Origin of the sequence: Kordia antarctica, from assembly GCF_009901525.1 — a bacterium.
GTDB classification, from domain to species: domain Bacteria; phylum Bacteroidota; class Bacteroidia; order Flavobacteriales; family Flavobacteriaceae; genus Kordia; species Kordia antarctica.
This window is the reverse complement of sequence record NZ_CP019288.1, coordinates 2675466-2689115: the sequence shown is the minus strand read 5'-3', so window position 1 is coordinate 2689115 and position 13650 is coordinate 2675466. Positions and strand designations below refer to the sequence as shown.

The 13650-nt window shown below is 32.1% G+C and carries 15 protein-coding genes; all 15 read right to left on the bottom strand.

Annotation, left to right across the window (positions count from 1 at the left end):
• Nucleotides 1-2 precede the first annotated feature (2 nt).
• Nucleotides 3-374, bottom strand: coding sequence for a hypothetical protein (locus IMCC3317_RS11070; RefSeq protein ID WP_160129568.1), 372 nt, complete (start codon nucleotides 372-374; stop codon nucleotides 3-5).
• A 7-nt stretch (nucleotides 375-381) separates the two neighbouring features.
• The gene (locus tag IMCC3317_RS11065; protein WP_160129567.1) at nucleotides 382-1452 is read right to left on the bottom strand and encodes a class I SAM-dependent methyltransferase; all 1071 of its coding nucleotides are present in this window, start codon (nucleotides 1450-1452) and stop codon (nucleotides 382-384) included.
• A complete protein-coding gene (locus IMCC3317_RS11060) occupies nucleotides 1445-2704 on the bottom strand; it encodes a glycosyltransferase (RefSeq protein WP_160129566.1) in 1260 nt (419 codons plus the stop codon). Before IMCC3317_RS11060 ends, IMCC3317_RS11065 begins: the two co-directional genes overlap by 8 nt.
• 5 nt (nucleotides 2705-2709) lie before the next feature.
• Complete coding sequence (locus tag IMCC3317_RS11055; RefSeq protein ID WP_160129565.1) at nucleotides 2710-3711, bottom strand: beta-ketoacyl synthase chain length factor; 1002 nt, start codon at nucleotides 3709-3711, stop codon at nucleotides 2710-2712.
• The gene (locus IMCC3317_RS11050; protein ID WP_160129564.1) at nucleotides 3708-4907 is read right to left on the bottom strand and encodes a beta-ketoacyl-[acyl-carrier-protein] synthase family protein; all 1200 of its coding nucleotides are present in this window, start codon (nucleotides 4905-4907) and stop codon (nucleotides 3708-3710) included. The genes IMCC3317_RS11055 and IMCC3317_RS11050 overlap by 4 nt, the downstream gene beginning before the upstream one ends.
• Nucleotides 4908-4954: 47 nt before the next feature.
• Entirely contained in the window at nucleotides 4955-5698 is a 744-nt protein-coding gene (locus IMCC3317_RS11045) for a CPBP family intramembrane glutamic endopeptidase (protein WP_160129563.1), read from the bottom strand.
• Between the two features lie 21 nt (nucleotides 5699-5719).
• Nucleotides 5720-7234, bottom strand: a complete 1515-nt coding sequence (locus tag IMCC3317_RS11040; RefSeq protein WP_160129562.1) for an HAL/PAL/TAL family ammonia-lyase — start codon at nucleotides 7232-7234, stop codon at nucleotides 5720-5722.
• A gap of 10 nt (nucleotides 7235-7244) precedes the next feature.
• A complete protein-coding gene (locus tag IMCC3317_RS11035; RefSeq protein ID WP_160129561.1) occupies nucleotides 7245-8474 on the bottom strand; it encodes an LpxL/LpxP family acyltransferase in 1230 nt (409 codons plus the stop codon).
• Between the two features lie 58 nt (nucleotides 8475-8532).
• Nucleotides 8533-8691: a hypothetical protein gene (locus IMCC3317_RS11030; RefSeq protein WP_160129560.1), complete on the bottom strand. Its 159-nt coding sequence runs from the start codon at nucleotides 8689-8691 to the stop codon at nucleotides 8533-8535.
• Between the two features lie 116 nt (nucleotides 8692-8807).
• Complete coding sequence (locus IMCC3317_RS11025; protein ID WP_160129559.1) at nucleotides 8808-10007, bottom strand: hypothetical protein; 1200 nt, start codon at nucleotides 10005-10007, stop codon at nucleotides 8808-8810.
• 55 nt (nucleotides 10008-10062) lie between these two features.
• Nucleotides 10063-10320: a phosphopantetheine-binding protein gene (locus IMCC3317_RS11020; protein ID WP_160129558.1), complete on the bottom strand. Its 258-nt coding sequence runs from the start codon at nucleotides 10318-10320 to the stop codon at nucleotides 10063-10065.
• A gap of 24 nt (nucleotides 10321-10344) precedes the next feature.
• Nucleotides 10345-10890, bottom strand: a complete 546-nt coding sequence (locus IMCC3317_RS11015; RefSeq protein WP_160129557.1) for a hypothetical protein — start codon at nucleotides 10888-10890, stop codon at nucleotides 10345-10347.
• Nucleotide 10891: 1 nt separating this feature from the next.
• Nucleotides 10892-12025, bottom strand: coding sequence for a beta-ketoacyl synthase N-terminal-like domain-containing protein (locus IMCC3317_RS11010; RefSeq protein WP_160129556.1), 1134 nt, complete (start codon nucleotides 12023-12025; stop codon nucleotides 10892-10894).
• Between the two features lie 4 nt (nucleotides 12026-12029).
• Nucleotides 12030-12449 carry an acyl-CoA thioesterase gene (locus tag IMCC3317_RS11005; protein ID WP_160129555.1) on the bottom strand — a complete coding sequence of 140 codons (420 nt, stop codon included), beginning with the start codon at nucleotides 12447-12449 and terminating at the stop codon, nucleotides 12030-12032.
• 201 nt (nucleotides 12450-12650) lie between these two features.
• Nucleotides 12651-13649, bottom strand: coding sequence for an ATP-grasp domain-containing protein (locus tag IMCC3317_RS11000; protein WP_160129554.1), 999 nt, complete (start codon nucleotides 13647-13649; stop codon nucleotides 12651-12653).
• Nucleotide 13650: the final 1 nt, after the last annotated feature.

The window sequence follows — 13650 nt, the reverse complement described above, 5'->3', positions numbered from 1 at the left end:
AATCATAGAATACTATAAATAATAATTGCTTTAATGTAAGTTTCTGAAGTGTCTTTTATGAGTACAGTTACTTTTTTTTCGTTGGTATTGTCATGTGATTTTTCAGTAATAGTATAGGTAAGCTCTTTAGAATTGTTAGGAATCACAAGTTTTAAAAACTTGACATCCACTAAGGTATGTAAGCGTAAATTGACATTCAAATAACCTTCTAAAAGTTCTTTAGCAGTTTGCAATAAACAGACACCAGGCGTTATAGGATTGTTTGGAAAGTGTCCATTATAAATGTGATGGCTTTCTAAGAAAACCAAATTGGTTACACTAGATTCTTTTTCCGTGTGCTGTGCTGTAATTTTGTAAAGATTCTCTAAAAGCATACGTTGATTACTCTTTAATTTTCACTTTCAGTAAGCTATTACTGATTCCTAAATTATCTGTAATTTCAACAACTTCTAAACCTGCTTTATGAATAATTTCTTCAAATGTTTTATAATCATACATCTGACTTCTTCCATTGGCAATAGCTGTAAAATAAAGAGAAAATTGTTGCAATGAAAAAGCGGACGTTTCAAAACGTTGTCGATCCCAAAAAGCATCTTGTATGTAAATAGAACCTCCAGGTTTGACAACTTTTTTACATTTCATCAATATTTTATAAATATCATCATCATGGAAACAATCTAAAAATTGACTCATCCAAACAATATCAAATTCTCCTTTTAAATCTTGCGCGTCATCCAAAATATTAATTGGTTGAAAACGAATCCGTTCTGTGCTATATTCCATGCGTTCAAATTCGGCTTTAGCCATTTTAATTTGCCCAGGGAGATCACCAATAGTAATGACAGCATCTTTTGTATTGTCTAATAAGAAACGAGAGAATTTCCCTGTATTTCCACCTAAATCTAAAATAGATTTAAACGAATTTTTATTTAAAACTTTAAAAGCTTTTGGATACGATATATCTGAAAAGTAATGATCTAAATCTAACCAACTTTTCTTGATATGATCTGGTAATTCAGACAAACCATCGTACACAGTTGGCCAATCGCCAAGTTCTTTGAGTCCTTCAGGTTTTCCATTTACAATACTATCTTCTAGGTGAAACATACCTTGGTAGCATACATCATGTACAAAATTGATATTGATATTTGCCGCAATCTGTTTGCTTAATAAAAAGTGACCAGTTGTAGTTAAAAAATACTTGTCGCCTTCTAAATACACAATTTCTGCGCCTAAACCAGCATGCAGTAATACACGTATTCCATATTTGGTGAGTGATACTTTTTTTACAACTTCATCTACAGTCATACCTTCGTCGCCACTATCTTTAATGGCATCTAAGATTCCGAGATTAATCATTGATTTTGCGGATTGAAATATCATAGGTGCATAAGAAATCCACATGGCTTTTTTCTGTGCTTCTAAAGCTGAAATATTTTTTTTGCTAAACATGTTCATTGATTGTTCTTTCTATTATATTAATTGCTTGATCTCTACCATTTAATTGCAAAAACTTTTCTTTCATTTTTGCAGCATTTTCGTAATAACTATTGGTGGAGAATATTTTTTTAACCGTTTTGTTGATGGCAACTTCTGAAAGTGCCTTGTATTGAATGTACTCTCCAACATTCAAATATTTCATTCTGCCAGCAGTTCCCGGTTGATCAAATGAAATTGGAACAACCAATACTGGAACGGCATTACTAAGTGCGTCCATTACAGTATTCATTCCGCCATGCGTAATACATAATTTTGCTTTTGCCAATACTTCTTTTTGCGGCGCGTAACTCACAATAATCGTTTCGGGCGGAAATTCATCCAAAGTAAGATCTACGTCTTTATTACCTAACGAAATTGCTAATTGTACCTCAATTCCTTTAAAACTTGCACCAACAAGATTGAAAATATCTGGACGTAAGTTTAAAATGGTTCCTAAAGAAATATATACGAGTGGTTTTCCGTTCAACTTTTCAAAAGGAAAAGGAATAGGTGTTGGATTGTCGTCTATAAATGGACCTACATTATAAAAATAATCAGGTTTTTCAACTCTTGGATAATCCAAAAAACTTGGCATTTGCGCTATTTGTGCAAATGGTGAAACAGGATACATATTTCTATATGGATCATACACTGGAAGTCCATATTTTTCACGCTGATCGTTGATACTTTTAAATAGCGGGTCGAAATCTTTTACAAATTCATCCATCGCCATTTTATTACCTCTTAAAACAATAGGCGAAGTATCGTAAGATCGGACTGAAAAGAAAGGCGGAATGTTTTTTTCCCAATCCATATCTAAACCCATACAAACAGTTACATACGGAATCTTTTTTGCTTCTGCAATTGTGGAACCTGTTGCATCACTTTGATCTACTAATAGGAAATTTATTTTTTCTTTTTCAATAGCTCCTGGAAGTTCCGTAAACCAAATTTTAAACAATCCGGTTTGTCTTTTTCTCCAATATCGCATTGCGTCTATACCTGATAACTGACCCAATTGTTCCTTCATGTTTTTCATGGTGTCCGAAGGAATAAGTCTCCCAATTTTATGAAACTCAATACCAGCATCTAAAATGTGATGTTTCATTTCTTCCAATTGAAAAAACACAACTGTATGTCCTTTTTTTAGAAGTTCTTTTCCAAGAATTAATAAAGGGTTTACGTGTCCTAAAGTTGGTGGGGCAATAATTCCTATTCGTGCCATGTGTTTTATTTTGAAATTAGGATGATAGACGTATTTTTTAAGTATTGATTCACAATTAAAATGGTTTGAATGTTCTCTATACGTTTCTGTTTACACACTTTTGGAATGTGTTGAGTTGCTATTATTTTTTCTGAAAACCATACGGCAAATGCTGAAGAAGTAGGATATTCGCCCACATATTGTTTGTAATGTATGGAAGGTATTTCTGCGAAAGCGGTATTGATTTCAGTCAAATTAGCTGTGATTGTTTCATCTCCAGAAACTAGGATATCAATAGCATTGACCGTTATTTTATTTTCTTTTAGGAGTTGTTGAATGTGCTCATTAATTTCAGCTACAGAAGCCATAAAAAGCGTTTTCATTCCCGAAATACAAGCTTCATGATCTGTTTTTATTCCTGAGACTACTAAAAATGCGGCACCTTCTCCTAAAATTGGTAATTTTTCTTTTTGAAAATAGTTGATTCTGTTCGCTATTTTGGTGTAATCATCTGTAATTTCATCAGCTGCACCAATTAGAATGTGTTGTGTTGGATGTTCCTGAATCATCATCATACTGTCTAACACAGCACTTTCAAACGAAGTACCTTTGTTCACATACGTTGTATTGTACGCATCACATTTTGTTGCAATGGCAATATTTCCGGATAATGAGCTGTGTAACGATTGAAAAAACGGATTTGGCGACAAGTTCTTTTCTAAACTTTCATCCATGTCCAATAAAAATTTTTCAGTATTTCCAAATCCTCCAATACCAGTTCCAACAATAATTCCGTCTAATGGAACTGTGAAATTTTCTACACATTTTAATGCTGCAAAAACGCCTATTTTATTGAATTTAGAAATTCTTCGAATACTGTTTAAACTCAGTAATTCTTTGTAATTAGGATTGATAACTTGTAAATTATTCGCGGCTGTATGTTCGGGTATTGAGAACTCAAAAGTTTCGTCGGTCTGCGTTATTTCTAACGGTGACACACAAGCGGTACTTTTTATGTATAGTTTCATGTGCTCGTTTTTTGAAATATTAATGAGGAACAAAAACCGCCCATTCCTGCTGAATTACTCAATACATGAGTTATATTTTTCTGAGAAGTAGTTATTAATTGAGGAGTTAATGCATGTTCCGAAATAGGTGTCTTAAAGTTTAAATTTTTAAATACCGTATTGTGTTGTATAGCGAATATTGAAAAAATAGCTTCCATAGAACCAGCAGCGCCTAAACAGTGTCCTGTATATGATTTTGTAGAACTAAAAGAAGGCACATTGTTATTGAATACCGTTTTCATGGCAATACCTTCGGTAAGATCATTGTTTAGAGTTGCTGTTCCGTGTGCATTGATATAATCAATTTCCGAATGTTGAAGTCCAGCCATTTTTAACGCATCAGTCATAGATAATTGCAATCCACGACCTTCGGGCGATGTTGCAGACGGATGAAATGTATCGTTTCTATTCGCATAACCTATTAATTCAGCAATTGGAGTATGTTTTCTTTTTTTAATAGAACTTTCAGATTCTAGCACTAAATATCCAGCGCCTTCGCCAAGATTGATTCCTTTTCTTTTCGCATCAAATGGTTTACAAGCTTCTTTGTCGAGTAGAAGCAAAGAGTTAAAACCGTTGATTGTAAATTTTGCCAACGCATCCGATCCGCCAACCAGCACCATATCATACAATCCGCTTTTTATCATGCGTGCGCCTAATATGATTGCATTCGCAGATGACGAACAAGCAGTGTTTATTGTAGTGTGAAAGTTGCGAATTCCGAGTTCTTCGGCAATTTTTTCAGTACTATCATTTCCGTCATGTGTGGAAAGAAAGTCTTCATTGTTTTTGCCTTGTAGAAACGCGTTAAATTTTTGTTCGCTTTCGCGCATTCCGCCAGCTGTAGACGAGGAGACAATTGCGATTTTTTTTATTTCATCAGGAGATAATTGAGCAGTTTTTATAGCTTCTTTTGCAGCAATAATTCCCAATGCGCTAGTTCTCGTAATATTTTTTGTACTTGTTAGTTTTGCCAATTGTAACAATTCTGTATCTGAAGCTTTTACTTCTCCTACGGGCAATACATTTTTATGTATAGATTCTATATAATGTAGTTCGGTAACACCAGTACTTCCTGAAAGTAGTTTTTTGGCATTTTCTTCAACGCCAATGCCCAAAGCGGAAACGATTCCGATTCCAGAGATATAGATGCTCATAAATTTGTTGATTTAGTGCGTGTGAAAACGCTTGTAAACGCGTAATTTTATTCTTGTATTGGATGGTCTTTTTCCCACTTTTTGATGATGGCGAAAAAAGCGACTACTGAAACTCCAATCACAATCCATTTGGTATAGCCTTCAAAACCATTTTTGAAAAGTGCATTGAAAAAGATAATTTGAATGATGAGGTGAAAACAGGCGCCAGCTAAGATTGATTTTGTAGCATCAACCACTTGTCCAATTCCCCAGCTTCCTAGAATCATTGCGCCTAGGAAAAAGAGATTGTTTTGTAGGGAAACATCTTTTAAGAAACTTAAATGCCAAATGTACCATAAAACACCAATGATGAGATATTTTTTGATAGGTGTGATGCTTTTAAATTCTTCATGCAAATAACCTCGCCAACCGTATTCTTCTAATATACAGTATATTATAGTGATTATGAAAGCGAAAACAGCATAAATGTGTACATTGATTTCATAGTTGTTTTTTACACCTACAACCGCTAGTAATACCAACGGAATGGCAACCATAAATACGTTTTTTATTTTTGAGGTTCCTAAAAAAGTAATGCTCGTTGTTCTTTCTTTTCTTAATAGATATAAAGCGAGTAGTGCGGCAATAAAAATTCCGCTACCTTCTAAAAGTACACTGATAGCAATTGCACTAATTTTTGGAAGTTCTTCTATGCTTGTTTGCAAACCAAATACATCAAATCTAAATATATTAGAAACGACAATAGCTATGATGTAGAATATAAGAAATCTTTTGAAATTTACTTTTTGCATATAAATAGAACTCTTTATTACTTAGTTTGAAAACTTTAATAAATACTCTTTAATGTTTCTTAGTGTTTTATAATGAGGCTTGTCTGTTCCGTCTAAAAACGGCATCACATTTTTTGCTTCGTTGAATAATACCTGGTTTTTTTCAGACATTTGATTTTCTATGTCAAGGTAGTTAATTGCATTCATAACTGCCAAATATTGAATCGCAATTACTTCATATGTATTCATAATGACTCTGTTTGCAATAAGTGCGGCATTTGTTCCCATGCTGACTACATCTTGATTGTCATTATTTGTAGAGATATTGTTGATATAGTTAGAACTTCCTAACGTCATATTTTCTGAAACCGTTGATGTTGCAGGAAATTGTGTTCCTTGTAATCCTAAGTTGAGTCCTAAAACTCCTTGATTTATGAATGGCGGTAATTTACCATTTATTCTATCATTGAAAAGATAATTTAGTTGTCGCTCCGATAAGATAGAAAGTTTAATGATTCCGAGTTTTAGTTTGTCCATTTCGTAGGAAACATAATCGCCATGAAAGTTTCCGCCATGCAATACGTTTTCTGTTTCCATGTGAATTACAGGATTGTCATTCACAGAATTGATTTCATTGTGCAAGACATCTTCCGTGTATTGAATACTGTCGTGAATTGGTCCTAAAATTTGCGGCGTACATCGGATAGAATAGTAAGCTTGCATTTTGTTTTCAAGCACATTAGATTCATCAATGAATTTGTAACTTTCTGTTGTACGTTTTTTGATGAGTTTACTTCCTTTTAGTTGATCGCGCAAGCTTTTCGCGATATGCCGTTGTCCATGATGTTTTTTCGTGTTGTTTAATTCTTCTGAAAAGAAATCATCATATACACTAAATACTTCATACATTAATGATGATAATCTTACCATCCAATTTACTAAGTTTTTAGATAAGAATAGGTTTACATACCCAATTCCATTCATGGTTGATGTTCCATTGATTAACGCCAATCCTTCACGTACAGTGATTCTTAATGGCTTTAGGTTGCAACTTTGCATTGCTTCTTCCGTAGGAACAATTTTGCCTTTGTAAATTACTTCTCCTTCGCCAATTAGACTCAATGCTACATGTGAAAGTTGCACCAAATCGCCACTTGCGCCAACGCCACCATGTTGATAAATGACAGGTAAAATGTCATGATTTATAAAATTAACTAAGAGTTGAATAGTTTCTACACTAACTGCGGAATATGCTTGACTTAGCGTGTTGAGTCGCGCCAATAAAGTTGCTTTGATGAATATGGAATCGATGACATCGCCACTTCCTGCGGCATGACTTCGTATGAGGTTGAGTTGTAATTGTTTTTGTTGCTCATCATCAATGACATATTGCGCCATTGGTCCAAAACCTGTATTGACTCCATACACAATTTTCCCTTTGATATACTCTTTCAAAAAATCGTTAGAAGCCTTAAGATGTTTTAATTCTGAGTCACTAATGGATACTTTTTTGTTGCGATATAAAATATCAAATATATCTTCTGAAGTTAATTGCATGGTTTGAAATTTAAGATGCGCTATTTTCGATTTGTAATACTTTCTTTTGGAATAAATCGGCATATAATGAAGCATTTAAAACACTTTTTACCTCGCCTACTTTATAGCCAGATTCAGATATGCGTGTTAATATTTTCATTAAATGACTTGATACTTTAAAGCAATGATAGTTGTTTATGTTGATGATAAATGAATCACCTTCACGTTCAAACATTTCATAATTAGTTTTATTGAACGTTATGATGTCAGTATCTGAAATTTTCTGTTTTTTCTTCTTAAGCTTTAAAAAAGGTGATAAAAACCATTTCCAAATCGGCTTGTTTTGTGTTATAGCTTTTGAAGTCTTTATTAAGTGGTTATGAATACTTGGCCAATGATCCCACTGTTCAGGATGTGTTGCTAAGTGAATCGCAAAAGCGTCTACACATTTTTGTACTGCGTTTTTTACATATTCTTTGTCTGAGAAATCGGCTTTGAAAACAGCTTCGTAAAAAGTTGCATGAATTTTAGTATCCTGATGCCTTTCACAAATTAAAGGTATCATAGGGACATTTAGTTTTTTTGAAATCTCAGGAATCCCAGAAGTAATAAACATTTTTGAATTTAATAATTCGAAAATTTTACTTCTTTTACTGGTCTTCTCAAGCGTGTTGTTAAATCTGTCTAAATAAATCAATACATTTTTTCCATTGCGCAATGTGTTATATATCTGAAACGATGCATCTACGGCTTCTGGATCAATGGTTTTGAAAGCGTCAAAGTATTCTATTTTATTGCCATGTTCATCGAGTTTTACGTCCCATTCTACAATATTTTCTCCTTGAGTACTTTTTGAAACGATCGAAAAATCCTTGTTTAACATTCGTAAAGCACTTGCTGCATGCACGTATGAACCAAAATGAAAAGAGCAATAAATGGCAGCTTGATCTTGCGCTGGAATAGTGCCTTTAATTTGAATCACTTCTTCCGTCAAATATTTATAATGGTGTTTTAAATCTAATTCATTTAATAATTGATTGTAAATATTATTTTTATAGAATGAATTGTATTTATGAAATTCCTCTTCTTGGAAAAGATGGTATTTGTTTAAGTTGGCAAAAAGTATATCGGATTCTTTCTTGATGCTTACCAATACATTTTGTTGAATATCAGCAAACAATTCAGAATCTTCTTTATGAAAAACTTTCTGTTTTATTAAATCTATTTGTGTGTTATGATCTCCGAGATTTGTTATCATCATATTTTTTTAATTTTAATGATAACCGATAAGGACTAGGTCCTTATCGGTTACTTTAAGATTACTCAGAAATTGGTGCCTGAGCAATGTCAGCAGAAGCTGGAGAAGCATCTATGTCACTTGCATAGCTACCTTCTTTTTCAGCAAGAGCAGTAAGATGTACCATCTCTAAACGCTCTTCTAACTCTACAGATTTGAATCCGTCAATTAAATTTTGCATAATGAAAAATTTTAGTGGTTAATAAATTATTCAGCAGTGGTTTTCAATACTGAAACTATTTACAAAATGTAAATAATGCCGTTTATATAAAAAAATTATAAGTGTAAAGTGTATGTTTAAAAACTATTTAACTTTTTGAAAACCAATCGTTTTAAAATCATACTTAAGAAGTAAAGATTGATAAATAACCCGAAAATTAATCCGAATATTTCTCGGTATACAAGTGCTGTATTCCAATCAATCTCTTGCCAAGATAAGATGAAATCTTTAATATTGATTACATTTAAATAGGTTAGATAAACGAGTCCTAGAATTAAAACAATCATAATGATGTAGAAAAAAAAGGAGTAAAATAATAGAGGGAAGTTTTTGTAAGTGAATCTTAGTTTTTCCTTAAAAGTTATTTCCGTTTTCATCGTACGAAAAAATTCTTTTGGAAACAGCGTAGCTCTTTGAGTAAGGTTTTTAATACCAAAGAAATCACTGTAAACCCAATAACCATCGTTTCTAAGAAATGGATTTAAGGCATAAACCAACAAAATAAAGTTAGCGAAAATGAAAAACTTTAAGATGATTTTATAATCAATAGATTCAATGTATAAATATAAGAAATAAAAGAGAATATTCATTAACAATTGAAAATAAATACCTCCTAAATTTACAACAATACGTTTCCATTTGTTGAGGTTCCATATTTTAGATACATCACTATAAAATACTGGGAAAACGATGTAAATTCCAAAACCTATAATATCAGATGGTTGCTTGTAATAAGATGCAGCAGACGAATGACCAAATTCATGTACAAGTCCTAATGTGGCAATTCCGCCGTACATTAAAAATAGTCCGCTGAATGTTTCTTTTAGTGATGATTGTGTATTTATAATTCCGTCCGCATATAACAATCCAAAAAGTCCTGCAGTAAAATATATAGCAATTGGAGCTAGTATTAGTAATAGATATTTATGAAACAATATTGACATGAAAGAACTAACAAAATCAATGGATTTACTTCCAAAGAGTTTCACCTTAAAGTAAATGTAATTATATAAGGTACTTTGGTTTTTTGTGCTGTCGCTTATTTTTGTTACAAATTCATTGATGTGAGTTTCTAGAGTTTCTTTTTCTATACTGAGTTCATGAACTTTACTAATTGTTTTGGCAGTATCTTCTATACTGTGTTCTTTTTGTATAGAAATTAGCGCATCATGTAAAAGTTTTCCAATGGAATAAATTTTACCGTTATAATTTGCGGTGTAATAATCTTCCTCAACTTTGAAAAGCGTAATTTCTTTAATTAAATCATAGTGTATCATAAGTAATTATAATTTAATTAATGATTAATTTTTTAATTGTTGACATGAAGAACAATTAGTTTGTTCTGTTTTCTTTTACAAACTCAGCTAAGGTTGTCAATGATCTAAAATGTGGAGCCATCGACTCTATTTCTGTCACAGTAATGCCATAATCTTTTTCAAAAATTACAACAAGTTCTAGCGCATCAATAGAATCTAATCCAAGTCCGTCATTAAATAATGGATCATCTGGACCAATGTCTTTTGGATCTATTTCTAATAAGTTTAATCGATCAATAATTTTTAATTTGAGTTCTTCAATTAGGTTTTCCATGATTTTAGTTTTTTGTGGTATGTTTTATGCTGAAATTAATTCTAAGTAACTATTGTAATTTGTATTATCTGTGATTTCTATCCAACCAATTAAGCATTTTTTCATTCCTTTTTGTTGGATCATAATTGCTGCCATTTGTTGTAAAAAAGGGCGATCAAAAGAATTGGATACTAGGTATAAATTTTCTCCTTGAATGTTTTCTTTAATGCATATTTCTCCCATTACAATACTGGGTAATGTATACGTGAATAATGCAGGATATGAGGTTTTTGGATCTTCTTGTATGGCTTTTATATAATTTTCATCAGTTACATAACAACCTGAATGACTAGAAATAATAATTCCTGTGCTTAAAGGTTCATGCGTTATTTCTTCTTGCCTAAATAAAAGAGAAGCTGTTAAAATACCGAGCTTACTCACACTATCCATTTTATGAAATTTCGGATATTTTATGTTTAATTCTTTATATGCTTTAAATAAAAAATCATTGAGTTTTAAGGATGATTCCGCATTAAAAATAGTATTTCCGTTTTGGGTAATTGTATGATTGGATATTTCACAAAAACTCATATTATGCTTGTTGAAATATTAGTGCTGCATTTACGCCTCCAAATCCTGATGCAGTTTTTAAAAAGCCGCTGATAGGTTTTTTTTCTAACGTTGTAATTACATTTGCTTCATAAGGAACTCCTAAAGTTGTATATCCTAAAGATGGAATTAATAGTTGTTCTTTTAGTGCGTTTAAAGAAATTACACTTTCTAAGATTCCAGCAGCTCCAAGTGTATGTCCGTAATATCCTTTAAGACTATAAATAGGTGTTTTTTCTAAATTCGTATTGTTGATGGAAAGTGCTTCCATTTCATCATTATATTTTGTGGCAGTTCCGTGTGTTGAAATAAAATCAATCGCTGCATCAGGATATTGCTGTATGCAATTTTGAATCGCATTTGTTAAACCACGACCTTCTCTTGATGGAGCTACAATATGATGTGCATCAACAGTAGACGATCCGGCAACTAATTTTGCTGTGTTTGATTCTTTTTTGGAAGTCAATACAATAGTTGTACAACATTCTCCAATATTAATCCCTTTTCTGTTTACATCAAACGGTTTGCATAACTCTTCACTCAAAGCATTCAATGCATAAAATCCTGATAATGTAAAATTACTTACCACATCTCCGCCAACTATAATAACATGATCGTAAAGCTTCGTTTTCAATAAACTATCGGCATAAATGATAGCTTGTGAGCCAGAAATACAGGCGTTTGATATTAAAATTGGATCATTTGCAAATTCAAAAAAAGCTTTTAAAACATTTTTAAATTCTGATAATAAAACTCGCTTTGATGGAATTTTATCATTTTTAGTTTCTGCTAAATCAATATTTCCTTTTGTGGTTGAGTATATAAGTAATGTTTTCGGATTTCTAGGATCAATATTTGTTTCTTTTAGCATTTTATCAATTAATAGAATGCTTAACTTTTCTAGTTTTGTGTATTGATCAACAGCTCCTAATACTGAAAAAGAATCATCAACAAGCGTTGCATCTATAACCGAAGTATAGGTTTTCCTTTTAAATAAAGGATGCGTATTTGGTTTTAAACCTGAAGCACCTTGGCACAAAGCCTTAAAATTTTCTTCCATAGAAAACCCTAGTGGACTTATTAAATCAGTATATAAAACGTGTGATTCTTGGTGCATTTCTTTAGTTAGCTTCTAACCATTTTTGTTTCCAATCTTTTACAAAATCGGGATTTGTAAGCATTAGTTTTTTATCAACACTCGTCATTACTTGTACCGTTTTTCCTGTACAAACGAGTTCATCTGATTGGTTGAATATTTCATACGTGAAAATTACTTTCGCACTTTCGGTAGGCACATACGTAATTTCTACTCTTAAAATTTCATCGTATGCAACCATTTTTTTATAAGACACTTCTAAATCTACCAATGGAAGCATGCATTTATGTTCATAAAATGTCATGTATCCAAAATTGTATTTCTTTCCAAAATACTCTCTGGCATCTTCAAAATACTTTACATATTTTCCATGCCAGACAATTTGTAGAGAATCTACATCGCTAAAGCAAACTTCTATGTGTTTGGTTGCTGAAATGGTTTTCATTTGGTGGTTAATCGCGAACGAAAAATAGGCTTATAGGTTTGTAATGGTTTGTTTGAAGGTATTTTGCAGATTGATGCTTTTTACTTTCGCTAAATTTCTTTGTAAAATTTAGTTCTGATACTTCTTCCACTTTTTCCGTAACCATATAATGATACGTTAAAGGAAGTTTAGATTTTAGCTTTGCATCAACCATAAATACTTTTAAACTGGCGTTAAGGTTACTTCTTTTTTATCTTGTTTTATAAGGTATTCAGCAATATTTTTTGCAATATGTAAATTGCATTTTTCTGACTCGTACAAATATTGTCCTATCGGGTTTACTTCTAAAAAATAATACTTTCCGCTTTTACTTTTTATCAAATCAATGGCGCCCATAGCTAAATCAATCGTATTCATTAATCTAGTGAGTTGTTGTTTTAGAATTTCTGGAAGTTCGTATGCAACATGGTGTATATTTGATTGCGACATTATTTTTTTTCTGTCGTCTGTATTATATCCGGCATCACAAAGAATTGCGGAAGCATAAAATTGTCCATCTATATAAAAAACACGTATTTCATAATCGGTATCTATTTTTTCTTGGAATAAAGTTGGGAAAAAGGAAGTAGCTAATGTTGCTATATCGTCATTTTTCAAAGCTTTGGCAAATGAAAAATACGAAGTGTCATTATCTACATAATATCCTCTACTATGATCTGAAAATTGTTTTACGATTAAACTTTCTGAAGTGCATTCTTCTAAAAATTGTGCTGCATGTTTTTTAGTGTTTAAAATCTTGCTTGAGGGAACTCGGATTCCATATTTTTCAGCATGGTTTAATACAGTGAGCTTATTCAAATAAATACTTGGGTAAGATGACACCCATTTTTTATCTTTCAAACATTCATACATAAACTGAGTAAAAAATTTTACTTCGGAATGTAGTTCTTTGTTTAACTTACTATAAAATTTAGAATCTTCACTTGAAACAAATTGCTGCGGTTTCATAAAATGACGATACCAAACTACATTTACAGATTCGTTTAAAGAAATATTATTATAAGAAAGTTGCTGATTATTAATGTCAACATTGATGTCTTCAAAATTTATAAAAACATCTTCTATTGTGAGTTTAATGAAATCTGCTTTTAAATAAATCAACCAATCTAAAACAGGATTCGTTCCTTGTTCGTAACTACTTGTGCCAAGGATAAGAATCATA